Origin of the sequence: Halomonas sp. ATBC28, from assembly GCF_005937175.1 — a bacterium.
Lineage (GTDB): Bacteria > Pseudomonadota > Gammaproteobacteria > Pseudomonadales > Halomonadaceae > Vreelandella > Vreelandella titanicae.
Genome location: NZ_VCQL01000019.1, coordinates 16,256 through 41,228, shown reverse-complemented (window position 1 = coordinate 41,228; position 24,973 = coordinate 16,256). Strand labels below are relative to the sequence as shown.

The 24,973-nt window shown below is 48.7% G+C and carries 19 protein-coding genes; 12 read left to right on the top strand and 7 right to left on the bottom strand.

Annotated features, from left to right (window positions below; all coding sequences use genetic code 11):
* Positions 1–120: 120 nt before the first annotated feature.
* Genes E0L35_RS19665 through E0L35_RS19650 form a run of 4 tightly spaced genes read left to right on the top strand, consistent with a single transcriptional unit; the run spans position 121 to position 6,115 of the window.
* A complete protein-coding gene (locus E0L35_RS19665) occupies positions 121–1,887 on the top strand; it encodes a type I secretion system permease/ATPase (protein WP_027959623.1) in 1,767 nt (588 codons plus the stop codon).
* Position 1,888: 1 nt separating this feature from the next.
* The gene (locus E0L35_RS19660) at positions 1,889–3,268 is read left to right on the top strand and encodes an HlyD family type I secretion periplasmic adaptor subunit (protein ID WP_035538497.1); all 1,380 of its coding nucleotides are present in this window, start codon (positions 1,889–1,891) and stop codon (positions 3,266–3,268) included.
* The gene (locus E0L35_RS19655) at positions 3,268–4,722 is read left to right on the top strand and encodes a TolC family outer membrane protein (RefSeq protein ID WP_027959621.1); all 1,455 of its coding nucleotides are present in this window, start codon (positions 3,268–3,270) and stop codon (positions 4,720–4,722) included. Before E0L35_RS19660 ends, E0L35_RS19655 begins: the two co-directional genes overlap by 1 nt.
* Before the next feature lie 13 nt (positions 4,723–4,735).
* Complete coding sequence (locus E0L35_RS19650; protein WP_027959620.1) at positions 4,736–6,115, top strand: undecaprenyl-phosphate glucose phosphotransferase; 1,380 nt, start codon at positions 4,736–4,738, stop codon at positions 6,113–6,115.
* 174 nt (positions 6,116–6,289) lie between these two features.
* Here the strand turns inward: E0L35_RS19650 and E0L35_RS19645 are convergent, their stop codons facing one another.
* The 6 genes from E0L35_RS19645 to E0L35_RS19620 all read right to left on the bottom strand — a co-directional run bounded on the left by E0L35_RS19645 (position 6,290) and on the right by E0L35_RS19620 (position 14,652).
* Positions 6,290–7,222: a glycosyltransferase gene (locus tag E0L35_RS19645; protein ID WP_027959619.1), complete on the bottom strand. Its 933-nt coding sequence runs from the start codon at positions 7,220–7,222 to the stop codon at positions 6,290–6,292.
* Positions 7,223–7,228: 6 nt separating this feature from the next.
* A complete protein-coding gene (locus E0L35_RS19640; protein ID WP_138801227.1) occupies positions 7,229–10,675 on the bottom strand; it encodes a glycosyltransferase in 3,447 nt (1,148 codons plus the stop codon).
* 24 nt (positions 10,676–10,699) lie between these two features.
* Positions 10,700–11,548, bottom strand: a complete 849-nt coding sequence (locus tag E0L35_RS19635) for a PIG-L deacetylase family protein (RefSeq protein WP_027959618.1) — start codon at positions 11,546–11,548, stop codon at positions 10,700–10,702.
* An 87-nt stretch (positions 11,549–11,635) separates the two neighbouring features.
* Entirely contained in the window at positions 11,636–12,595 is a 960-nt protein-coding gene (locus tag E0L35_RS19630; protein ID WP_138801226.1) for a GNAT family N-acetyltransferase, read from the bottom strand.
* Positions 12,588–13,868 (bottom strand): ABC transporter ATP-binding protein, encoded by a 1,281-nt coding sequence (locus E0L35_RS19625; RefSeq protein WP_138801225.1) that lies wholly within the window; start codon positions 13,866–13,868, stop codon positions 12,588–12,590. Before E0L35_RS19625 ends, E0L35_RS19630 begins: the two co-directional genes overlap by 8 nt.
* Entirely contained in the window at positions 13,858–14,652 is a 795-nt protein-coding gene (locus E0L35_RS19620; protein ID WP_171051204.1) for an ABC transporter permease, read from the bottom strand. Before E0L35_RS19620 ends, E0L35_RS19625 begins: the two co-directional genes overlap by 11 nt.
* A gap of 452 nt (positions 14,653–15,104) precedes the next feature.
* Here E0L35_RS19620 and E0L35_RS19615 point away from each other — a divergent pair, with 452 nt between their 5' ends.
* From E0L35_RS19615 to E0L35_RS19580, 8 genes are all read left to right on the top strand, one after another.
* Positions 15,105–18,188, top strand: a complete 3,084-nt coding sequence (locus E0L35_RS19615; RefSeq protein ID WP_138801223.1) for a hypothetical protein — start codon at positions 15,105–15,107, stop codon at positions 18,186–18,188.
* Positions 18,189–18,353: 165 nt separating this feature from the next.
* Complete coding sequence (locus tag E0L35_RS19610) at positions 18,354–19,157, top strand: SapC family protein (protein WP_138801222.1); 804 nt, start codon at positions 18,354–18,356, stop codon at positions 19,155–19,157.
* Between the two features lie 213 nt (positions 19,158–19,370).
* Complete coding sequence (locus E0L35_RS19605) at positions 19,371–19,973, top strand: hypothetical protein (protein ID WP_041157901.1); 603 nt, start codon at positions 19,371–19,373, stop codon at positions 19,971–19,973.
* Positions 19,974–20,083: 110 nt separating this feature from the next.
* The gene (locus E0L35_RS19600) at positions 20,084–20,296 is read left to right on the top strand and encodes a DUF6447 family protein (RefSeq protein WP_027959613.1); all 213 of its coding nucleotides are present in this window, start codon (positions 20,084–20,086) and stop codon (positions 20,294–20,296) included.
* 119 nt (positions 20,297–20,415) lie between these two features.
* The gene (locus E0L35_RS19595) at positions 20,416–20,814 is read left to right on the top strand and encodes a GtrA family protein (protein WP_051430539.1); all 399 of its coding nucleotides are present in this window, start codon (positions 20,416–20,418) and stop codon (positions 20,812–20,814) included.
* 5 nt (positions 20,815–20,819) lie between these two features.
* A complete protein-coding gene (locus tag E0L35_RS19590; RefSeq protein ID WP_051430573.1) occupies positions 20,820–21,749 on the top strand; it encodes a glycosyltransferase family 2 protein in 930 nt (309 codons plus the stop codon).
* On the top strand, positions 21,739–23,034 hold the full coding sequence (locus tag E0L35_RS19585) for a DUF6056 family protein (protein WP_027959611.1): 1,296 nt from the start codon (positions 21,739–21,741) through the stop codon (positions 23,032–23,034). Before E0L35_RS19590 ends, E0L35_RS19585 begins: the two co-directional genes overlap by 11 nt.
* A gap of 120 nt (positions 23,035–23,154) precedes the next feature.
* A complete protein-coding gene (locus E0L35_RS19580) occupies positions 23,155–24,138 on the top strand; it encodes an acyltransferase (protein WP_027959610.1) in 984 nt (327 codons plus the stop codon).
* Positions 24,139–24,263: 125 nt separating this feature from the next.
* Here the strand turns inward: E0L35_RS19580 and E0L35_RS19575 are convergent, their stop codons facing one another.
* A complete protein-coding gene (locus E0L35_RS19575; protein WP_171051203.1) occupies positions 24,264–24,971 on the bottom strand; it encodes an outer membrane beta-barrel protein in 708 nt (235 codons plus the stop codon).
* Positions 24,972–24,973 lie beyond the last annotated feature (2 nt).

Genomic DNA, 24,973 nt, shown 5'->3' with positions numbered 1-24,973 from the left:
TGGACTTACCTGCTCCCCATGACCAGTGCTCTCAACGCCCCTACCCTAGACAGGGGCGTTTCTGTTATGCTGCCGCGATTAATCTTCGCGTGACTTCTTTGATTCAACGGTGACCCTTCCATGGCAAAGCAACAGGAAGCAACGGATCTGCAGCGTGCATTAAGCGCCTGTAAAGGTTCGTTTGTATCGGTGGGCTTTTTTAGCATGTTTGTTAACCTGCTGATGCTTGTTCCTCCGATGTATATGCTCCAGGTGTACGATCGCGTCCTCAGCACGCAAAGTCTCGACACTCTGATTATGTTGACGCTCGTCGTCGTGTTCTTATTTTTGGTGATGGGGGGGCTCGAACTTGTTAGGTCAAGGATGTTGGTTAGGATTGGTAACCGCTTAGATACCACTATCAACCAGCGGCTTTATAGTGCCATGTTCCGACGCAGTTTAGTCGCGCAGGGATCCCAAAGCGCTCAGCCTCTCAATGATTTGACTAGTTTGAGGCAATTTCTAACTGGTAACGGTTTATTTGCTTTCTTTGACGCCCCATGGGTGCCCATTTATTTGGGTATTTTGTTTATTTTCCATCCATGGCTTGGGGTATTTGCTACTTGTGCTGGCATTATTTTATTCGCGCTGGCGGTGGCTAACGAAAAATCTACTAAGAACCTGCTAGCTGAAGCTAATAGCGAGCAGATTCAAGCGCAAAATCTGGCTAATTCTAATTTAAGGAATTCAGAAGTGCTGCATGCTATGGGCATGCTCCCTGGGATTATGGGGCGTTGGTCAAAGCGCCACCATGAATTTCTTGCTAAACAGTCACAAGCTAGTGATCGTGCAGGCGCATTGACGAATACGTCTAAAGTAATGCGCTTACTGTTTCAGTCATTAATTCTTGGTCTAGGTGCTTTCTTAGTACTCGAAGGTGAAATGTCCCCAGGTATGATGATTGCAGGTTCTATCCTTATGGGGCGGGCGTTGGCTCCAATTGACCAAATGATAGGCGGATGGAAGGGGTTTGTATCCGCGCGTGGTGCCTATAGCAGGTTAAATGAGCTACTGACGCAAATACCCGATGAACAGCGCCACATGTCATTGCCGCCTCCCCAAGGGGTTGTGGATGTTGAAAACGTTGCTGCTGCTCCTCCCGGAAGCCGTATGGCGACCATTCGTGGTATTAATTTTAGTGTCGCGAAAGGTGAGCATATCGGCATTATCGGCCCCAGCGCTGCAGGCAAATCAACGCTCGCTCGTGTATTGCTGGGCATATGGCCGACTCAAGTGGGCGATGTACGGCTTGATGGTGGGGAAATTAATCAATATAACCGTGATGAGCTCGGCCCCTTTATTGGTTACCTACCACAAGATATCGAGCTGTTTGATGGCACTATCAGTGAAAATATCGCCCGCTTTGGCAATGTCGATCCAGGAAAAGTTGTTACAGCTGCTAAAAAAGCGGGCGTTCATGAAATGGTATTGGAGCTCTCTAATGGTTACGACACCATTATTGGTTCTAACAGCGGGGCGCTCTCTGGTGGTCAGCGTCAGCGCCTAGGTCTAGCACGTGCTTTATACGGTAATCCTGTCTTCGTGGTTTTAGATGAACCCAATGCAAACTTAGATGATGCTGGTGAGCGAGCGCTAAGCCAGGCAATCGCTCAATTAAAGGCTGAAGGCACAACGTTGTTTGTAATAAGTCATCGAACCAGCGTACTAAAAAATATGGATAAGCTACTGGTCATGAAAGAAGGTCAAATGAATATGTTTGGCCCTCGAGATGAAGTGCTTGCCCAGTTCGCTAAAAAATCACGCCCCCAGGTGAACCAGCAAAGCGCTGCCCGTCTTTCTGCCATAGCAGGCGGTCGTGGTGCTGGAAATGGCAATGAGGAGTCGTAATATGAGCAATCAAAAAGACCAGCTCCCAGCCAAGCAAGAAATCGACGTAACGCCGCAGGGGCCAACCACCATTGACGGAGAAGCTCAAGAAAAGCTGCCTACTAGTGATAAAGGCTACCGTAAGCTCGGTTACGCTATTTTAGGTATAGCGCTTGGCGGGTTTATTCTCTGGTCTGTGACAGCTTCATTAGCTGTGGCTGTTGTGGCCCCTGGTAATGTCTCCATGGAGTCTTTTAAACGCACGGTTCAGCATCTTGAGGGCGGTATTGTTCGGGAACTGTTGGTGCAAGATGGTGATAAAGTAGAAGCTGGTCAGCCTCTGGTGGTATTGAGCGACACTCAAGTGCGCTCGCAGTTGGAGATTGCACAGTCGCAATACTATATCAACCGTGCGATGGAAGCGCGTCTACTGGCAGAACAGCAAGGAACCGAAACACTGGAACTGCCGGAAGAGCTTATGTCAATTGACGATGACAGAGTCCAGCAAGTGACGGCTGTTCAACAAAGCCTATTCCACGCGCGACGTCAATCGCTGCAAAGCAGCTTAAACGCCATGGATCAACAGATCATTCAAATGCGAGAGCAGATCGATGGTCTTGAATCACGGATAAGTGTCAATAATCAGCGTATTGGCTCACTACGTTCTGAGGCAGAAGATTTTCGCTCCCTCTACCGGGAAGGACTGGGTGATAATCAGCGTCTGCGTGAGCTGGAGCGCCAAGTATTACAGTACGAAGGCGAGAATGCAGAGTTTCAATCTAATATTGCTCAGCTTCGTTCGCAAATCAGCGAAAACCGCATGCAAAAAGAAACTACTTTGCAAGAGTTTCAAGCCGAAGTAGGTGAGAAACTACGCGATGCCCAAGCACAAATAGCAGAGGCAGAAGAACGTATTATAGCGCTGACTGACCAAGTTAACCGTACTGTTGTGAGTGCTCCAGTGTCAGGCACTGTAGTTGGACGTCAAGTGCATACGGTCGGCGCCGTTATTCGCGCCGGTGATCCTATTATGGAGATAGTACCTTCCGGCGACGGCTTTGTAATTGAAGCCCGAGTACCCACGCGCGATATAGACAACCTGTTTATTGGTCAGCTCGCTGAAATTCGGTTTTCCGCTTTTAATCAGCGGTTAACAAGCATTATTGACGGTGAAATTATTCATATCAGTGCCGATAGTTTTGAGGATGAGGCAACAGGTCAGCGTTATTATAAAACGCGTATACGTGTAACAGAACAAGGGCAAGAAGACATGACCGAGCAAATGCATCTGCTTTCAGGTATGCCGGCCGAGGTCATGATTCGTACCGGTGAACGCACTTTTGCTAGCTACATCGCCAAGCCTGTTACCGACATGTTAGCCCGCGCTATCAGGGAGGACTAATGATACGGACGCCATGTTTTACCCTAAGTACACTGGCACTTGCAGTCTTGCTTTTAAGCCAATCTGCGTTAGCACAAAACGATGTGCCTGCTGATCAGCAGGCTCTAACCGAGCTGCAGGCGCTGGCAAATGCAGAAGCGCAGCCCCACGTTTTACCATCACTACCAGGCCTATTTGTTAGGGCATTACGCCACGATTCAGATCTGACGCGCCAGCGGTATGAGCTCGATGCCACTCGCGAAGAAATACCTATGGCACGTTCCCAACTGCTACCGCGAATTAGCGCTTCAGGCGGCTACTTATGGCAAGATTCAACGAATATACAAACTTCACCGGACGATTTTGGTTTAGATCAGCCTGCGCAGCGTCCGGGGGAGATTGACGAAACTTACTACCAAGTTCAGCTACAGCAACCGCTATTTAGCCTAGAACGCTGGCGTAAAATGGGAGTTGCTGATGCCCAAGTAAGTGCTGCTGAGTTACAGCTAGCCGTTCTTGAGCAAGAGATGGCGCTTCAAGTTAGCGAAGCCTATATTAAAGCCTATTTAGCGGCGCAGCGATTAGGACTCTTAGAATCTCAGCAAGATTCTCTCGACCTGCAAGTACGTCAAGCAAGTCGAGCATTCGACTTAGGCGTTGGCAATCGTGTTGATTTGCTCGAAGCCCAGTCGAGATATGACCAAGCGGTATCTGACGCGGTTGAAGCTGAGAATGAGTTAGATAACGCGCTTAGCGAATTAGAACGACTTACCGGAGTGACGCCAAGGTTTCAAGGCACTGCCCCTGGTGAGCTGACCACTGTAACCCTCAATGGCGATATTGGTGAGCCTGATGAGTGGATATCCCGTACTGGCCAAAATTTAAATGTTCTGTTGGCCCAGCAAGAGCAGGAAATCGCGCAAGCTGATACAAGCGTAAGGCGTTCAGGCTACTATCCTGAGGTAAATTTGAGTCTGAGCTATTCAGACCGAACCAGTGACGATGAACTGCGGGAAAGTGAAGACTATAGGGCAAACGTTGAACTTAGCGTGCCTATTTATCGGGGCGGCTATACTAATGCCAGCGTTCGACAAGGCGAAAAGCGTATTGAAGCTGGGTTGGCTGCCATTGACAATGAGCGCAATCTCGCTGTCCAAGAGGTACGCCAACGGATAAGGTCGCTTAATGGCGGTGAACGCCGCCTGGAAGCACTAAATCAAGCTATTTCGTCCAGCCAGCTATTCCTGGAAGCCGCTGAACGCGGCGAGCAATTAGGGCTGAGAGACCTGGTGGATGTGCTTGATGCACGAGCAAGTCTTTATGATCAGCGGATTAAGTATGTCGACACAGTCGGCGACTACGCTCTTGATATGCTCGCACTCCATACTGCTGTAGGCAGTTTAGAGAGCGACGACCTAGATCATATCATGGAGCTACTAGCGTCGTTGTCTACTTCATCGCAGGTAGCGCAGTAGTCAAGCAACTATTATGGCCGCTATAAAAACAAGCCAAGGCAGTGAATGGTTACGGCGTGGAATGCGATGCTTTGATGCAGCTGTAGCGATTATTATTTCGCTTGCCACGCTCTGGTTAATGCCTAATGTCCGTGTGGATGGGCATGATTATCTGTTTCTTATTCTAATTGGTAGCCTTTTACTGCCTGCGGTGGGGGAACTGCTAGGTCTCTACCATCCCTGGCGTGGCAGAAGCCTATACACCATGTTGGGAGTCTATTCTTTAAGCTGGGTGGTGACTATCGCGCTAATTAGCCTTTTATTAGTTGCCACGCAAAGCACTCAATATTTTTCTCGTTTGTGGATGGGAAACTCAGCATTGGGCGTTTTAGTGTCAGGCATGACCACACGCATGGCACTTTATATCTATCTACGCAGTTTAAGAGCGCGTGGCGCCAATATTAAACGCGTATTGCTGATTGGGCACCAAAGCAATATCAAACGAATAGAAAGCCGTTTGCATAGCATGCCCTATGCCGGTTATGGCATCAAAGATGCCTACGAAGACGATAATAGCAGCACATTCATAGACACAATTACGGCGTTAACTGCTCAATATGCCTTTGAGCGTGATTTTGATGAGATTTGGCTCAGCTACCCACTGAGTGATGGCGAAAAGGTCAGGCGACTTTCTGCAAGCTTGATTGGTATACCCGTTAATGTGCGTTACTTTCCTGATTTAACAGATATACGTCTGCTGAATCACCGTATGGCGCAAGTTGTAGGTCTTTACTCCCTAGAACTAAATTACAGCCCGCTTGATAGTGCACCACTGCGGCTATTGAAATCTATAGAAGATTATCTCCTAGGTGCTCTCATATTTATTGTATTTTTACCGGTAATCTTAGCTGTTGCTGGGCTGGTGAAGTGGAAAATGGGAGGGCCTGTACTCTTCAAGCAGTACCGACATGGCATTGATGGAAAGCGTTTTCGAATTTATAAATTTCGCACTATGAGCTTGCATCATGCCAAACACACCCAACAAGCACGTTATGGCGACCCACGGATTACTCCATTAGGAGCTTTTTTGCGAAGTACTAGTCTAGATGAGTTACCTCAGCTTTATAACGTACTCCAAGGTCGTATGTCGCTGGTGGGCCCTCGCCCTCATGCCATGGATCACAACGAATATTACAAAGATGTCATAGAAGACTATATGCAACGTCACCGGGTAAAACCCGGAATTACAGGATGGGCACAGGTTCATGGTTGGCGGGGTAATACGGAAAAACTCAATGATATGAAAAAGCGAGTAGAGTACGATCTTTACTATATTGATAATTGGTCGTTAGGATTAGATATAAAGATTTTGGCTATGACGATTTTGAAAGGTTTCGTGAACCAAAAGCCATAGGGTATATGCCCATTGCTAGTGAGTTTCATAAATGAATTTTTCTTGGCAAAAAGTGATATCAAAAGCTGTGAACTTGTCTTGTTTCAGACTTGTTGAATATAAGGTAAATTCATTATCTCTTGGCACAGTAAGGTGTACCCCAGTCATGGGGTAGAAGATAACGCTGCTTGATGATTAGTTCCTAGGGTTCCAATAAGAAGTATGCATTGAAAGTATCGGTTTAATCCAAGCAGGTAGGTGTTTTTCTAGACGCCCTAAACGATAACCGAGATATTTCAAACTTGTGCGCACTATCACTTCTGGCAGCCTGTGGAATGCTTTTTTAGCAGTATAACCTAGCTCGGACACCACAAAGCGTATGCCTTCTCCTTCAGCGTTCCCTAGCCACTCTAATAGCCACGCCTCACGATGATGAAGAACGCCAATATCGAAGTAGCGACGAAATTCTTCGAGCAACGAGTAGTTATGGGAATGAAGGACACAGGCCTGAGAGCAGTAGGCCAGTTTCCACCCCCCTTTTAATAATCTTGCGCCGGCAATCATATCTTCACTCAGAATGGTCTTTTCAGGGAAACCATCAACAGCTAGTAAGGCATCACGTCGGTAGGCGGTAAAGGAGTTAGATAAAAATGCTGCTTTAATACCTAAATTAGGGATGTCCCCTTTATCTACCACACGCGATTGGGCAGGGTAATTAAAATAGCGGGCGTGTGCTGCAATTGGTGTGGCCTCTAAATGGGGTAACTGCCGGCCAAACGCCGCTCCGATACAAGGATCCTCAAAAGCTTTTACTAACTGAATGAGCGCACTGGGGTCGTCGACTAGTGCATCCTGGGTAAGGAAAATAATAATATCACAATCACGTAAATAACTAAGAGCCCACTGACGGGTGCCGCCATGGTCAAAGTCACAGCGCTGAATAGGAACAACTTCCCAGCCATATTCATGAGCAAGTGCCGGCGTGCCGTCAATTGAGCTTGAATCAATTACTAGCTTTCTGCAAGCCATTCCACAGGCTGCATTCGTCTTAGCCAACCAGTCACGCCAATCTTTACCAGCGTTCAGAGTAGGCACACATACACCCCAAGATAAATTTTTTTCCGCCATGATGGTTTATGACTCTTTCAGCAGACGGCTTTTAACTTTGCGCTGCAAGCCCGCTGGCACATGTCGAGATAGTTCTCGTAAAAATGGTTGTGCCCTAAGCCAATAGAGCATGGATACTAAGGCTTTGCGTGCTCGCATAGCCTTAGTATCAGGATGAGAGGCATGAGCTTGCCATTGAGAGGGCAAACTGGGCAGTTTGTTATTTGGAATAGCAGCATCTATATCAACAGCATATTGTTGTGCATAAAAAGGGGTAGGAATAGTAGGCCATGATGTATGTTCGGCTGCCGTTGAGCCAACGGCACATTCGGGGCGTTGTGCAAAAGAAGAGAACCAATGACACCACTGGTTAGGGGTGCTATCCCACTCCAGTAGCCACGAGTGCGGACGCGCGTTCAGACGCTCTGGTAAAGCGCCAATATTGGTAGCCACAATGGGCAAGCCGAGCGCCAAGCAGGTACTCAGTGTGTAGCTATAAGTTTCCGGCCATAAAGGCGGAAACCAAGCAATATGTGGCCGCCACTCATTCAGTAATGTAGGTAATTCATCGTCTTGGTAAGCGCCTGTTACTGAGAGGTTTTTGAGTGGTTTAAAGGCACGATAAGCAAAACCAAAGAGCCGGAACTCAACGCTTAAGCCCAGTTTGGCTGCTTGAGCGGCAACATCCTCTAATACATCCGCACCTTTAATAGCCGAAAGAGCGCCGATGACGGCCACCCGCAGCGGCTCGTGCATTTCAGGTGGTTGCCAAGCAGGGGGGGGATACGTATCGTTTTCTTGATCAGGGTGGACTGCAACCTTTATATCCAGGTTTGGAATGTAGCGCTTTATCCGCGCTGAAGTATCTTGGCTGGGGGTAATGACACGATCACTCGCAAGTAGCCACTCAGCATGTCGCTCGCGCCATTCAGTAATACTACTGCCATCAGGAGCTGGCTGCTGAGCCAAGCAGCGCTGGCATTGTTGAATTCCTTCTTCTCCACAATAGCGGTTATCATCGCGTGTTAGTGATATTTGCGGACACACTGAGTAATAATCATGCAGCGTCACATCTTGCGGCACCCCTAACCGTTTAGCGAGTTCTAGAATACTGTCATTGAAGCCCAGCCAATGGTGTACGTGAACCCTCACGACCCCAAGTGCTTTAAGCATTTCGACCATTTCATCGAAAGCATCGGGCAGTACATAATCAAGCGTCATCGCTTCTGCTTCGTCTAGCAGAGAAAGCCTAGCTCCGCCTACTGGGCTTGGACGAAGCATTAACCACTCCACCTCATTCACTAGTGTGTCTGCAAGCTCCCGGCAATGGCGTTCTGTTCCCCCACCCCGCTGATGATTAATCATCAATACGCGTGGCTTAGTGCTATTGCGCAAGCGGGCAACATCAATGGCAAGACGTGCTTGTTGAGCAGGATCTTGCTGAATGAACTGATGAACGCGCGCCTCATAATCTGGGTGTAAGGTATGGAGTACCTCTAGCGCGTTAGTGACTCGTTCAGGTTGGCTATCGCCAAAACTAACGCTCCCCTTATGCCAAGCAAAAACATCCAGTGCATGCAGATGACACCATCCTGCTTTTAAAGTGCGCATGCAGAAGTCATTTTCTTCACCGTAGCCTTTACCAAAATTATCTTCGTCAAATAGTCCTACTGCGTCTAATGCTTCGCGTCGGATATACATACAAAAACCAATGCCCGTGGGTATCTCAACCGTTTGGCCAGCATTGGTTTGAGCGAAAAGCTGATCCAGTTCCGGTAGCGTATACCCCTCGATTAAAAGGTTGTCTTCGCAGAAACGTGGATAACTACAAATAGTGGCGTTATTCGAAAAAGGTGTAACGCTAGCCGCGGGACGGGTCGTGGGCAGGTAGGCTGCTTTAATCAAGCGATCTAGCCAATCATTGGCAACTTCAGCATCGCTATTGAGTAATACAACATCGGCATTGTGTGAGTAAGCCATGCCACGATTGACGGTTCCCACAAAACCTAGGTTTTGCTCATTTTCTAACAGCACCATAGGCCGTGCCTTTGAGGCTTCTCGCAACCACTCAGTGAGTGCTGCTTCAGGGCTGGCATCGTTAATCACGATGAGTCGATAAGCGTGAGAAGGCTCACTAGCCCAAACGCTTTCCAGGCAGGCGCGTGTCTCCTCTAATCCTTTATAAACAGGAACAATAATGTCCACGGGCCCGGCGGGCTGCTTTTGCTTAGCACTCGCGATAGGCAGTTGGGCGCTAGACGCAGTTTTAGTTGCTGAGAGCAGTGATCGCCCAGAAAAATCTGAACGCATCTGACGCAGCTTGTTTATTATCCAGCGCAGAGGTGCTGTCATACGCATAGAACGTGAGTTAAGCAGGGCGTTAACTTCATTCTGCAGCGTATTGAGCCGGTTTAACGTATTTACATGCGCTTGCTTGAGCGCAGCATACTCTTGTTGTAATGAACTATGTTCTTGCTGGGGAGTCTGATGCTTCTTTCCAGCGTCGGAGGCGATTGGTTCTGGCTCAATATAGCGTTTATGCTCACGCTGCAAAGCATTAAAGCGTTCCCATATGGCACTATGCTCTTTATGCAAAGAAGAGTGTAACTCTTGCAGCTTTTCATAATGCTCACGCAGCTCCTGTAGTTGCCCTAGTCGCTCATGATTTTGCTGATGCAACTTTGCTTCGCTGGCATGCAGTTGCTCAGTATCCCACTCCAATTGCTCAAGGCGGTCTATGAGTGAAGCGAGGCCTTTAGCCAGGTGGTCAGAGTTAACCTTGGGTAACCACTTGCCCCACACAGCACTTCTTGCATCTTGATAGGTGGCAATATCACGCTGTTGAGATAAACCAGAATTGCCTAGCGCCATGCAATATGTCGCGCTGTTGCCAGGTACGTGTATAAAGTCACCTTGTTGAGAAAGCTGCAGCCAAAAATCCCAATCCTCAAGATGAGAGAAGCGCTTATCAAACTGGCAACTCCCTGCTTGAACAGCATCCATCCGAAACAGCACCGCATGGATAGGTAATGTGTTATGAACCAAGAGCTCACCAGGTACCCAGGGGGAATCCATGCTGGTTAGCAACTCACCACCGGATGACTCTAACCGCACACCGCCATAGGCGGCAGGAGCAGCAGGGTAGTCGTTCAACGCTTCCACCAAGCGACGTATATGATGAGGATCAATTAAGTCATCATCGTCAAGAAATAACGCCAAAGGCGTTTGAACCGCCTGCAAGCACATATTTGCAGCGTCGGGCCGCGCCAGCTGTACGCCTGGATCAATCAGCTCGCAACTGACCTTTAAATTGGGCAGGGGGCGGTGCGGCTGTCCTGATGCATTGACTACCACAATATGAAGAGGTGCGTAGTCTTGAGCGTTGGCTGAAACCAGCGCAGAAATAAGGTGGTCGCGATCCATGCTGCGGATAAGCACGCTAACGGCAGGAGTATTTAGACTAAGCGTTGACATAAACTTCCTAAAAGCACGACGCGGTTACCCGCGTCCTAATAAATATTTCAACCGTGAAAGCCACCGCCAACTACGAGTTGCATAAATAGCCTGCAAGGTTCCCTCTGCCTCCTGGCGAGCATGCTGGCAATCCTTAAGCATCTTTTGAAGCACCGCTTTTTCGTTCTGTAGTGAGTCAATGCGATGCGTATATTCTAGCTCAGACTGTTGCAGTGCTTTTTCGCAACGTAAAAGCGCCTGATCTTGGACTGAGGGTAGTGCCATAGTGGCTGACACCGCATCGGCGGGCACTATATGGAAGGCTTCTGCCGCAGTCACGCCAAGACCCAGTGTATAACTACGATACTGATTTAGGCCGGCGATTTGCTCAGCATAACGTTGCTCTGCTAGCTGGGATTCAAAGCACTGCATGGCCTCTGCTTTCAAAGCGCTAACAGATGAAATATCTACCAATTGGTTCGCACTTAAGGGAACCCCAATTTCGTATAAGGCAATCTTTAACAAGGTGTCGCTTTGTTCTACAAAACGCGTGCCAGCTTGGAGTGCCGCGTCACAGGCGGCCCGGTGGTCTGGATGCATCTCCCAACAAGAAGGCGCCAGCAGCAAGTCAGGTTGAAAATCTAATAGCGCATCGAGTAATTGTTGGGTTAGCGCTTCTCGCGCCTCTTCTAATCCACGGTCGATGAACGCCCAATTAACCGGCGCTGGGTAACCCAGTAGTCGGGCGGCCTTCTTAGACTCACATAAACGAAGTGCCGCCTGAGGCCCCTGTGTAGCAATAATCACTTGAATCTCAGAGCCTTGAGCTACCAATTGAGCTAAAGCGCCGCCACACCCAAATACCTCATCATCTGGATGAGGGGCAAGTACCATTACGCGTTCTCCTACCAGAGCGCTTGCATGGTAGGGAACGTACCAAGCTTCTCTCATCGCTATATCCTTATTGTTCACTTTTCAGGGCTAGCGAAAATCCGTATCTCCGCCCATTAACCACCAGCACTCAGCTACTTCCATTCCCTGCGTCAGCCCATTCACCTGGCTACCCGGCACTACTACCTCGGTAGATGTTAATTGTGGCTGGGTGTCGGTAAGATGCTGCGCTACAGAAGGGGTCAGCCATGCGCTTAAATGTTTAGCGCCCAGCCGGGATATAATGTGCTGGGTACATTTAACAACTTCTGGCATAGCCCTTAGAGGGGCAATGATATCCAGTAGTTCGACGGTATCCGCAGTATGTTGACGAACCACACACACACCTAAAGCGCGCTGTGTTATTCGTTCTTTGATTAGCCAGCAAAGATACCCGCGCTCGGGAACATCAAGATAGCGATGCGATAGCCAAGACCAGTCACGAACAGCGACGGCGCATGCCCCTAACCCCTTTACCATATCAGCCCAAAGGGCATCGACTACCGACGCATGATGAGCTTGAATTGGGGTGGCTGTACTGCGAAAGCGGCGTATAACGCGTGCAGGCCAGTGAGCTTCATCTATGCGATCCGTGGCACAGTAAAGCTTTAATGTCTTACCCAGACGGGCATGGCGGGCATGGGGGAAGCCAAAAGCATAGCGGTAAGGGCGGTCTATACCCACTTGCTCGGCAAAAAAAGCCTGCACTACCCGGTAAAATGGGCCCCGGCGCGTCAAGATACCCCGGTGAGCGGGGTCAACCATCACATCGCCCATCTGCACGATAGAGCAGGGGTGACCTTTCACCAGTGCCTTGCGTGGCATGCCTCCATTGAAAGCGATGATGTCACCTTTATGTACACATACTACGCCGGGTGAGGAGGCAAACCTGTACTTCCACTGCCACATCTCAAGCGGCATAGCATGGCCAAATACGCGTTCAAAAAGCGCCAACAAAACCGGTAAATCGCTAGGTTCAGCCCAGCGCGTTTGCCATTCGTTGTTAAACATGGTCGTCTGCACTATTGGGTACAGAGTGCCAACGGTGGGGCAAGCGAACTACGCCCCGCGCGATTCCAGTCTGCGTAACATGGAAGCTACTGACCGGGTCAACCCACTCGTAGCTGTGCAGCCCGCGCTCGCAAAACAGGTAAGCACCTACATGGTACTCACCTTTTAATAGCGCTAGCTGAGGAAAATCAAGCACGACGCTTCCCTCGCCCTGATGGTTGCGCTGAACCTCAACACCGGCTTCCCAGCTACCCGCGCTAGTAACAATTTGTCCAGATGTTGTTGAAATGGTTACCGCAATACCAGGGCAGGGGAGTAACGGGTCGCTGGCAAAACGAATCTTGACGCTAAGCTGGCTTTCTCCGCTAATCACTGCGTTGCGAGCATTAGCAGTTTGGCCGTCAATGGATACTTGCGTGCTTACTAGGCGCGCGCTACCTTGCGGTGAAACGCGTCGCTGGTCTTGAGCAGCGCTTTGACGAACCCCACGCTCTTTTTGCTCGTCGCCGGCTAAAAATTGCTCGTACCGAGGCACCACCAGCGAAGGCGAATCGTCGGCAATCACCTCTCCGCCTTCTATCCATAAAGCGCGATCACACAATGCCTCCACCTGATAGAGCGAATGCGAACAAAATAAAATAGTAGCCCCAGTATCGCGCAGCGCCATAATACGGTCGAACGACTTGCGCGCAAAGGCACCATCACCTACCGAGAGCGCTTCATCGACGACTAAAATATCAGGCTCCACGCTGGTAGCCACGGCGAATGCCAAGCGCACATACATACCACTGGAATAGGTTTTAACTGGCTGGTCTATAAAATCGCCAATGCCAGAAAATTGATGAATTTCTGCAAATTTGGCCTGCACTTCTGCACGGCTCAAACCAGAAATAGCGGCCGACATAAATACATTTTCGCGACCAGTAAACTCCGGATTAAAGCCAGACCCCAGCTCAAGTAACGCTGCAATTTTACCATTGACCTGCAGCCTTCCTCCGCTAGGGGAAAGGGTGTTGCACACTAACTGTAATAACGTCGACTTGCCTGCCCCATTGCGGCCCACTAAGCCAACGACCTCTCCGCGCTGAATGGTTAAGTCTAGGGGCTTTAGGCCACTAATGGTGTCGTATCTTGCGAACCGGGCGAGACCCTTGAATTGTAGCAATAGCCGGTCTAATGGTCGTTGATAGCGGTAAAAGGTTTTACTTACGCCCTCCAAAGCAATAGCTGTTTCAGCGCGGGCTACGGTCGCACAGGGGGTGTCAGAGTACATCAGCAAACCCCCCGCGTAGCTTATTAAATACCCAAAAGCCACTAGTCAATAGTAGTGTGGCGACTACCCCCAAACCGGTAATCACTTTAAGGCTGGGCCAGGCGCCCATAAATAGCACATCACGTAATTGGGTAATCAGTAACGCCAAAGGGTTGAGCAAATAAAGGCTTTGCCACTCGGGTGGCACATTGGAAAGAGGGTAAAAAACAGGTGAAAGAAACATCAGCACCGACGTCGCTAGCGCCATGAAGGGACCTAGGTCGCGCAAATAGACGCCTAGTGCTGCTAGCCATAGCGAAATACCCACCAATAAGGCCATAAAGGGTAATAGCACCAAAGGAAGCGCTAGCCAGGTTATATTGCCCCCAACCAAGAAAGCGGTAATGAGCATTAGTAGTACAAGGCTGATCAAAGCCTGAAAGCTCGCCGCCAATACTGATGAAAACGCTAGCAATGATAAAGGGAACACTACCTTGGTAACCAAATTGGGTTGGTCTGTTATCAACACTGGGCCACGGTTGACCACTTCTGCGAACCAGTTGAAGGCCAGGAGGCCGACAAAGACCTGTAAAGCAAAATCCATTTGTGGCGTGCCTGTTGCCTCAACTGGCCATTTCAATTCAAAAAAGCCGTAAAACACCAAGGTGAAGGCAGCCAACATCATAAGAGGTGAAAGCAGAGTCCAGCCTAAGCCCAATAGCGAGCCGCGGTAACGCCCGGCCACATCGCGGCGTGTGAACTGCCATAGTAAATGCAGATGACGTGAAAAAAGGTCGGCAGCCAAAGCATGCTCCAAGGTGAACAAAGGGCGCTATCTTACCCTTAGCGCTACTGGGTGCCAACCAGGCCAGGTAGAACCAAAAAGCAGTGGTCGTTCGAGTTGCGCTGTTTGGCCTGCGCCAGAACAATAAGTTAGCGAACAATGTTTTTTTAATGACTGCAAAAAACCGATATTCGGGAGAGAGCCAGGCCGAAAAATTAAAGCTTTCAACCACCTTGTATGCCTTGGGGTGCTTGCATGCAGCAAACTTAATAGGCATATTACCGAAATGCTGGCTTGGGGAATTTAGCCAATTAATATTGGCTAATAGCAAAAAGCTGCTATTATCGCCTTGCGATATCGCAAAACCGCAAGCAGCAAAGTGGTGAGGTATCTGAGCTTGTGCTAACGTCTATTCGCGTGGCTCAGGACTGAAGCCCGACAACGTTGTCAAGAATGCAAGGAGTTCTATCTCAATGGCTATTACTGAACAGCAAAAAACGAACCTGTTAGGTGTTACATCTTTCATGTTCAACTTTGCCCCAGATCAAGCATCTTTCGATCGCTTTGAAGCAATTATCGATGCCGATCCCAGTTTTTATGCTTTAGGCACTGACCTGGCGCGCACCGAAGCGTACACCAGCCAGTTCTCTGAAGGCGCCACTCGTGCAGAAAAAATTGATGTGATTCTAGGCCGCTTGGGCTTGGAAGAAGGTAGCGCGGGTTACACGCGTGGTTCCGACTTCATCAATCAGCGTCTGGACGACGGCATTCCTGAAGGCCAAGTGCTGATGGAAATCGGCGAAAAACTGCTTCAAGAGACGCCGCCTGAAGGCCTGGAAGGCGCAGCAGCCGTTCTTCGCAACAAAATCGCAGTGAGCGAAGCTTATCTGGAAAGCGGCGTAGAAGGTTACAGCAGCGATACTCTGCCTACTCTTTTAGCAAACGTTACAGCTGACCAGCAGTCTGTAAACGATGCGATTGAAGCTATTGAAGCAGAAGCAGGCGAAGGCCCGGACGTTCCCAGCAATACTATCAATATCAACTTCGATAGCTCTGCTGAAAATGAAGGTAACTTCGAAGTTAATGCTGACGGCGAACTCGTGCCGCAAGTGGGCGGTACTGGTAATACTCAGACTGTCGCAAACGTTGGTAAGGTCGAGTGGGATGCTGCCGGTGGCCCGGTGACTAACTCTGCTGACTATACCTTCAACCTGAGCAATCAGCTGGGTGAAGAAGAAACTTACCAAGGCTTGTTCCTGAGCCCGCTGCTGACTTCCGAGTCACGCAACACCAACTCACAGCTGTTCATCGAGCTGCTGGATATCCGTGCTGCAGGTACTGCTGAGCCGCTGGGTAACCTGCCGATCGACGGTATTCGTTTCAATGTTGACGGTGAAGCGACTGTACTGCGCTCCGATGCTATCTTCGAAGCTAAAACCTACCCAGAGCTGCTGTCTGCTATCCGTGAAGCAATTGCGGACGACAGCGACCTCGCTGGCTTTACCGCAGAAATCGGTTCTAGCTTCACCGCAACTGACGGTGGTCAGCCGATCCCGGGCGCAGTAGGTAGCACCATTATCCTGACTGATGCTCAAGGTCGTGAGATTTCCGGTGGTTCTTTCACGTACAGTGATCAGGAAACTGGCGGCTTCACCCTTTACGGTGACCTGTCTACCGAAGCACCTGAGTCTGTTCGCGATCTGATCTCTACCAACCTTGATCTTGATAACGTTGGTTACGGTTCGCAAGGCGCCACTATTAACCTAGCGGGTCAGTCTAACTCCAACAAAGGTGTTGAAGAGTTCAACGTCGACGCTGAGAACGGCGTATGGCTATCTGAACTGGCTTCACGTGATACTGACAACAACGGTCAGTACCGTCAGCACCTGAAAGAGATCAACCTAACTGGTAGCGGCTACTTCAATGTAGGCCAGCAGGCTGTGACTGGTGAAGGCGTTCGCGGTGTTGCTGAGCTGCTAGGTGCCTGGGCTACTTCTGCTGCTGGCGACTCTAGTGCCAATCAGAACATTACTGGCTTGGTAGATGTTGAGAAGTTCAACGGTCTAGACTTCGACGGTGACGTTAAGCTAAATGCTTACATCACTGAAGACGTTATCGCCCGCGATCTAGATGCTCAAGACGATCAGGCTAACCCTGCCGATGACAACGTTAACTACAACTACCAGACTGCTGGTGGTGATGACCAAATCTCTTTGGTTATTCAGGAAGACGTGCTTCAGCGTGAAGACGCTCTGCTGAACATCAATGCAGGCAATGGTAACAACGTTGTTGAGACGGTTATCGTAGATGCTGACACCAATACACCGACTAACGTCGTTAACCAACAGCTCAACCAAGATTTTGGTAAAGAGCAGGTAACGATTGTCACCGGTACGGGTGACGATGTTGTACGCACTTGGGGTGCTGGCGATGCCACCATCAAAACGGGTGCTGGTAACGACGTTATCTACGCCGATAACTCAGGCTTGGTAAACCTAGCAACAGGCGCTGCTCAAGAAGCGACTAGCTGGGAGTTTAACTCTACAGCGGATGCTGCATCGATTGAGGCTTCTGGCATCTCTAACAGCGATGCAGACTTATCTAATGATGCCAATGCTGTTGACCAAACCTTCGACGCTATCAAGCTTCAGGTGCAAGTTAGCTTTAAAGGTTTTGAGTCTGTATGGGTTAACGTTCCTCATTCCGACAGCGGGACTACTACAGCGCAAATCAACCAGGCGATTAAGGATGCGGTAAATAACGACGCTGTTCTGACAAACCTGATTGAAGCTAATGATGGTAACGGCAACATTCTTGACATCGTATCGCTGATTGATGGCGCAAATGCTGATGATCTGAGTGTTGATTTCCGCACACCGCTACAGCCAGGTGTTAACAACCCAGCTGGCCGTCCGCAGCTGACTCAGGAAGAAGCTGATAACGGCAACCTGAATACGTCTGCAGAGCTTGACAAGATTGACGATATCTATGCCTACGAAAGCAATGGCACAGGTAACGGTGAAGTATATGCTGGTGGCGGTAGTGATAGCCTTGCTGAAAGTGACAACGTTATCAATGCTGGTACTGGTAACGATGTTATCGTTCTCGGCACAGGCGCAGAGAGCAATGATACTGTTAAAATCGACGGCGTATTCGACCGTAACAGCATTGTGAACTTTGAGTCTGACAGCGCTGATGCTGGCTACGACATTCTTGACTTCACTAGCATCCTTGGCGGCGCGGCTGACTTTGATGGCAGCATCGCAAATGACGACCAAGCTGTTGATGTTGAAACATATGCAGCTGGTAACTATGACCGTGATGGCGTTACTTGGGCCAACTTGAATGCTGCAGATATCGCTGCAGACTACGCTGGCACATCAACGGCTGCTGGAGATACTGATAGCGTCTTGTTGGTGCAAGATGGCGGTGGTACTGGCCAGTACAAAGCGTTCCACCTTTCCTCGGCTGCCAACAGCGAAGACTTCAATGTCGAGCTGCTGGGCATCCTGGACTTCGGTGAAACTCAGACCTTCGATGCTGCCAACTTTGCTTAATGCATAGCTGATAGCTACTCGAAAGAACCCCCGGCTTTGCCGGGGGTTTTTCGTTTTAAAGAACTAATACCTCCTTTCTTTGTCTTTATCATTGTGGAAGTAGCTTGGCTGAGCCCAGTGAGGCCCAGTTGCTACGAATGCTTGTTCGTTTTTATTAAGGATATTATGTCTCGCTTTATTCCTCTTTCCAGTGACCTTCACCAAGGTAAAGGTTGGCTAAAGCCGGCTGACCACAGCTACATCGCCGGGCAAAGCGCTATTCCCTTGGTGGCTGAAGAGCTGCCCCACGCACTATCCACCATGCCTACTGGTTTTCGTCAACAGCAAGACGGCAGTTACGAGTTAGTAGCAGTTTGCTCATTAGATGAGCAGCGCAATTTATTTGTTCATCCCGATGGGCGGTGGATAGGTAGCTATCGCCCAGCTTCGGTGCGAGCCTACCCTTTCCAGCTGCTACATAATCAAGAGCAGAAACAATATGTGCTGGGGATCGATGAAGATAGCGGTCTGGTGCTTGACAACGTAGGTGACCAAGGTCACCCCTTTTTTGATGAACAAGGCCAGCCAGCAGAGCAGCTTGGTCAACTTATTAAGTTTTTAACTAAGTATGAGCAACAGCGGCGTACCACACAAAAAGCGGTCAATATTCTGTCGAGTTTAGGGCTGATTATGCCCTGGAAGATAAACATGGCCACACAAGAGGGGGCGCCACTCCAGGCTCTAGAAGGGCTCTACCGCATAGATGAACAGGCGTTAAGGGAATTGCCAGTCGATAGGTTAGATGCTCTACGCCAAGTCAGTGCTTTCCCAATCATTTACGGGCAGCTGTTTTCTCAACATCGGCTTGATGTGCTTATTCGCCTATACGGGCTTCATAAAAACTGGACTCAGCAGGATCCGTCAAAAGTCGACTTGGAGTCGCTATTTGATAGCGGTGATGACAGCATTAGTTTTGAGTTTGATGATTAATAATGGCCCCTAAATGAGGGCTGGTGGAGTGTTAGTTGCCACCTACCGTAGCCCTCTTTGGTGGCGTTATTAATTAGCTACTTTTTATAAAAATGAGCGTGCGGTATTGATCGCTCCAAGCCTGAGCAATAGTCAGACCAGAAATATTTTTACCGATGACTATGAGTTCAGTAGAATGTTGCATTTATTTTTAGGTGACGAGCGTGAAACGTAATGCCAAAACTGCCCAAAAGCGTTGTTATTGAAGGCCGCCGATTCCCAACCTGGGCGTTAGGTACAAATGCGCGTAAACAGCTCATTAATTTAAATCAGGTGGAGGCGCACATAGAAGAACTGAAGGTTCGGCTTGCCTATCAGTCCTCTGTGCGTCAGTTGTGCCAAGCGCAACTGCGCGAAGCCTTACCCCAACCGGTTGCACGCTGCCCAAAGCAAGGAAAGAGTACACTCCGCATTCGATATTTCTGGCATATTGTACCTAAGGCGTTCGCTGAGGCTACTCTCCCTTCCGACCCCTCGAAGCTCGACTTGCACACAATCAATGCAAGCAACCTGTATCGTGCTGGCGATCGTGTTTTACTGTATGTAAAAGGGTACGGGGCCGTGGGCTGGGGCGAGGTACAGGATGATGCCTCGACGGTTCAGCAATATCTATTGCTACGCCGCTGCGTGCCTTCATTATCTGCTGCGTTACCTGCTAGCGCGTTGAAGCCGTACGCTTTACGGCACCCAACACGTGTCACCCAGCGCTTGCCAGTGGGTGCTAATGTTGATGGGGTATTGAAAGCGCTGGCGTTTATCCCTTTAGAAAGTGAGTAATCACTGCCCTTGTAGCAAAGGCATCAATGGCAGTGTCAGGCGAAAGCCTTCCATCATAGCTGTTACAATGCTATATCTTTCTCGACTATTCATAAATGGAGCATTATCACATGGCGAAAGAAGATCCAAAAACGGTAACAATCGATGGTCATGAGTATAACCTTGCCGACTTATCTGAGAACGCACGTAACCAGTTGGTTAATTTACGTGTGACCGATCAGGAAGTTCAGCGGCTGAACCAACAGCTGGCAATTGCTCAAACCGCACGCACGGCTTATGCAAATGCCCTCAAGCAAGAACTGCCTGTGCAGAACACCCACTAAAATTGAATTGCTGAGCCTCTAATGTCGTTATTAGAGGCTCTAGTTTATCTTTGACATGCTGTGTAGTTTTCTCAATTCATAGCCCTTTGTCTTAGCTTCGCTGTTTTGGAAGAAGCTTGATGCGACGACTCGTCCGACTGTTCAACCGTGATGTGTTCCGGTTGTTTCGGTTTCTCATTGTTGGTGGGGCGGCTACCGTGACTCACATGCTGGTAGCCGCGTTACTTTTCGCTTACGTTCATAATCCCTCGCCCTATAGCATCAATGTTGTCGCGTTTCTGGTGGCTTTTTTGGTCTCTTTTTACGGTCATCGCCATATTACCTTCCAGACACGTGGCTCTATGCGACGCTTTCTGCTGGTGGCCGTAGGGGGGTTCTTGGTAAATAATGCCATCCTTACGGGATGCCTTGCACTCGGCATTGATGGCCTTGTCGCAGTGATTATCGCAACAGCTTGCGTGCCTGTGTTGACTTACCTCGCCTCATCGCTTTGGGCCTTTAAGACAGAAGAGAAATGATTCCTATGGAAAGCACTCTTTCCCTTATCGTACCTGTGTTTAACGAAGAAGAATCAATCGCACCATTTCTGGAAGCGATTGATCGGCATTTAGCAGAGCTTCCTGCAATCCTTGAAATCCTGTTCATCGACGATGGCTCATCAGATCGGACTATTGCGGAGATCAAGCGTGCACAACGTGTTGATCCACGGGTTCGGTATATTAAATTATCGCGTAACTTTGGCAAAGAGGCGGCAATGACGGCGGGCCTGGATCATGCTAGCGGTGATGCCGTCATACCGATGGACGTTGACCTTCAAGATCCTCCAGAACTGATCCACGAGTTCTTCAGGTTATGGCAAGAAGGGTACGATACGGTATATGGCATGCGCCGGGAGAGAAATGAAGATTCGCCAGGTAAGCGTGCTTCAGCAGGTCTATTTTATCGCATCTTTAATTGGCTTTCCCATACCGAAATCCCGGCCAATGCGGGAGATTATCGGCTGATGAATCGGCGTGTAGTCGATGCGCTTAAAAAATTGCCCGAGCGTAATCGGTTTATGAAAGGACTTTTTGCCTGGCCCGGATATCGCTCTATTGGAGTAGAATACAGCCGTCCAGCAAGGCATCTAGGCCAGACAAAGTGGAATGCCTGGAAGCTATGGAACTTTGCGCTCGACGGCCTTACTAGCTTTTCTACATGGCCGTTGCGTGTTTGGTCCTATGTGGGAATATGCATTGCGCTACTGAGCCTAGTATATATGACCTTTATTATCGCTCGTACATTGATGTTTGGGGTCGACTGGCCTGGCTACGCGTCTATCATGTCAGCTATATTATTCTTTGGTTCAGTTCAGCTTATCTCGATAGGTGTTTTAGGTGAGTATGTTGGTCGACTTTATATCGAAAGTAAGGAAAGACCTGTGTATCTGACGGATGACAGCGATGAAGATTAATGTTACGCGCAGAGGCTGTCTCTACTTGGTGCTTCTGTTGACTGCTTTGTTTATACAGGTTGCTGCTGGCCCCGCATTGAATTCTGATGATGAAATGTATGCAGCTGTCGCTAATAGCGGTGACATCTTTGCGTGGCTTGTAGACCGCTACTCGACGTGGTCTTCCCGGTCTTTAATTGACCTTGTAACGATTCTTCTGGTAACGCATACAACGCTTTGGATGCTGTTGAATGCCATCGTTATTGCAAGTATGTGCTTTGCTATTTCCTCCTTAGCGAGCAAAGATAGTCGAATTTGTTTAAATATATCTGCCTTGGTGATGGCTTGCTTCTGGCTAATCCCTGCTAACATGATGCATTGGAGTGTCTGGTGGGTAACAGGTTCCATTAATTATTTGTGGCCTGTTACGGCTTCGTTATGTTATTGGGCTGTTGTTAAGTACGGCATAATCGGTCAGAAACTGAGTGTTTCTACTATTGCTCTTGGTCTTATTCTTGCTGTTTTTAGTTCTTTTAATGAACAAGTTATGGTTGTGAACTTTGTAGTTCATTTTTTCCTCTTTTTTATATTAAGACGTGAGTATTTTTATAATAAAATGATTGGATTTGGTTTGCTGGCCAATTTTATTGGCTTTGCATTTTTTATATTGTGCGATGGAAATGCTGGAAGGATGGTTTTTTCTGCTAGGAACTACTTTCCTGAATTTTTGGACATGAGTGTTTTAGAGAAAGCATATTTTGGTATAAGTTTGGGTTTGTACCAGTTTTTCTACATTGGTAGCTGGGTTAGCATCATTTTTTGTGCCATTATAGTGTTAAGATATAATGCAAGGCTGTCTAAATATATAGCGACAGTTAGCTTGCTTTTTATTATGTTAACGTCTGGTTATATACTTGGCTATACAAGTTCTGACTTTTCCGAGTTGACAGGTAATATTGATTTTATAGGGGGGGTGTATCAAGTACCTTATCGTGAAGCATTTTCTCATGACTTTATCAGAGCAATGGTTTTTGGGATTTTTTTCTCTGGTGCGCTTACCTTTGCTCTTTTGGAGAATCTGAAGTTTAATAAGTCTAAAGTATATACGGCATTGCTATTTGTGCTTTCTTTTATACCGTCATGTATGTTGGGGTTTTCGCCCACCATGTATGTTTCTCAAGAAAGAGTGCTTTTTGCATCGGCGGCCATCATTTTGTTATTGATAGCTATCATTGCCGGTAAAACACGGTATAGCTGGCACTTGCTTGCTGCGACAAGCGTTGTCGCTTTTTTTACCTATTCTTAAAGTGTGCTTTTCCCTTGGTTAACACTAAGGGGGCCCGTTTGGTTTTGCTAGCTGCGGTGGAGGTGTTAAATCATAGTGATTGCGCTACACTAACAAATTTTTCCGCAAGCGAAAGGCTCAATGTCACCTTCTCTATTCAATGCGTTAAACTTAATAAAAGTGTTTGGTGCTGCCCTGGTAGTGGCATCGCATTACGCAAGCCAGTATTTCAATACACCGTTTTATAGCTATGGTACTGGCTGTTTTTTTGTTGTATCGGGATACTACGCACTTAATTGGGAGCGTAGCCGTGGATGGTACTATTTAGCAAAGCGGCTAACGCGTTTATACCCGGCTTTTCTAGTGGCGGTGTTGGCTTATTTATTGGTTCGGCAGGTGCCATTGGAAGAGTGGCCAGAGTTGATAGCACATCATTTGATTTTTTTGTTGGCTACCCCAGACCGCGCGACGGCATTTGCACTGAATCCTCCTTTTTGGTCGCTACCGGTTTTTTTTACTTTCTTTGCCCTGCTTGCTTTTTTACCCAGTTTTATACCTCGTTTATGGCATGTAGCCGCGTTCATGTTGATGGCAGCGGTGGCGGTTATGTTGAATGTTACTCAGTGGCGGGAAGGGTATGCGGAGTTGTGGGTGATGCCGCTACATTTGTACGCCTTCTGGTTAGGCGGGTGGCTGGGACACCAGGCCCACAAGCGAACAGTCGTGACACAGCCTTGGTGTACATGGGGAGCATTCGGTCTGGCGCTGAGCATCATCATCTGCGGGGTTTATTATCAAACCATCACTCAAACTCTATTTTGGGGTGAGAGCTTTGCCTATCGCGGGATGATGGTACTTTTATATAGTGCGCTTTTCTGGATGGTCATTCATAGCAGGTTAGCGGTGCGTGATTCATCTATATTGGCATTTTTGGGTACTATCAGCTTCGGGGTTTATTTATTTCATAATTTGCCCGTGTATTGGGTAAAAGCGTATTTTTCAGCCGAGGTGGCAGTGGTTTTCTCGCTTGGAGCTTCAATTTTGCTAGCTTGGCTGTCGTGGTATTTCGTAGAAACGCCGTTTCAACGCTGGTGCAAGCCACGTCTTGCGCGCATGCACCGTTAAGTAAAAACGGCATTATCGCCATTGAGTGGCTCCCTGTTAGCCTAGTTGCCGGTTGAGCTTACTCTTTCAGAGAAAGAGTAGGTCGGTGGTGCATTTTCCTCTGCAGATGTTTAGACGCTTTGTCGTTACCAATGCCAAGTGAGTCCAGCACTGATAAGATCCAGATCAAACGCGGGTAGGTTGTCTGTTTCACCGGCATCAAAGTAGCGGGTGTAGCGTCCGCGCAGGGAGAGCTCCTCGGTTACGCTGAACTGTACCCCTGCGCCCAGGGTGGGGGCCCATGTGTGGCGGTCATCATTGATATTTGTTGTTTGGATCGGGGCGTTAAAATTGGTCACGGTGGCATCGTAACGCCGTTCATTTTCTAAATACGCAACCCCTGCCGTGCCGAGCAGCGATACGTGGGACGTTAGCGGCCACTGGCCTACTAGCTGTGCTCCTAAGCCACTCAGTTTGACGGCTTCGGTGGCATTTAGCTGCGCGGTGGCACCTTGTCCGTTGGTGCCATTCAGGTTCATGGTAGCTTGGTAGTCACCAAGGTCTTCGTAGTAGAACTCGACGGCAAATTGTTTGCTGAGCGCATAGCCTACCCCCAGTCGCCACAGGGTATCGCTGTCGTCGCTATTCACTTGGGCGCTGCTGGCAGTGGGGGAGGCCAGCCAGGCCGTAGCGGCGCGGTCAAAGGGTTGAGTGGAGAGGTCTGCGTAGCTTTTGCCGCCTTCCAGCAATAGGTAGCCGCTGGCATGCGCTTGGCCAACGGCTACACCACAAGTGATGCCTGCGAGCCAAGTAATACGAGGTAGGTTGCGTAACAAAGTAAGCGTTTTTTGCATGA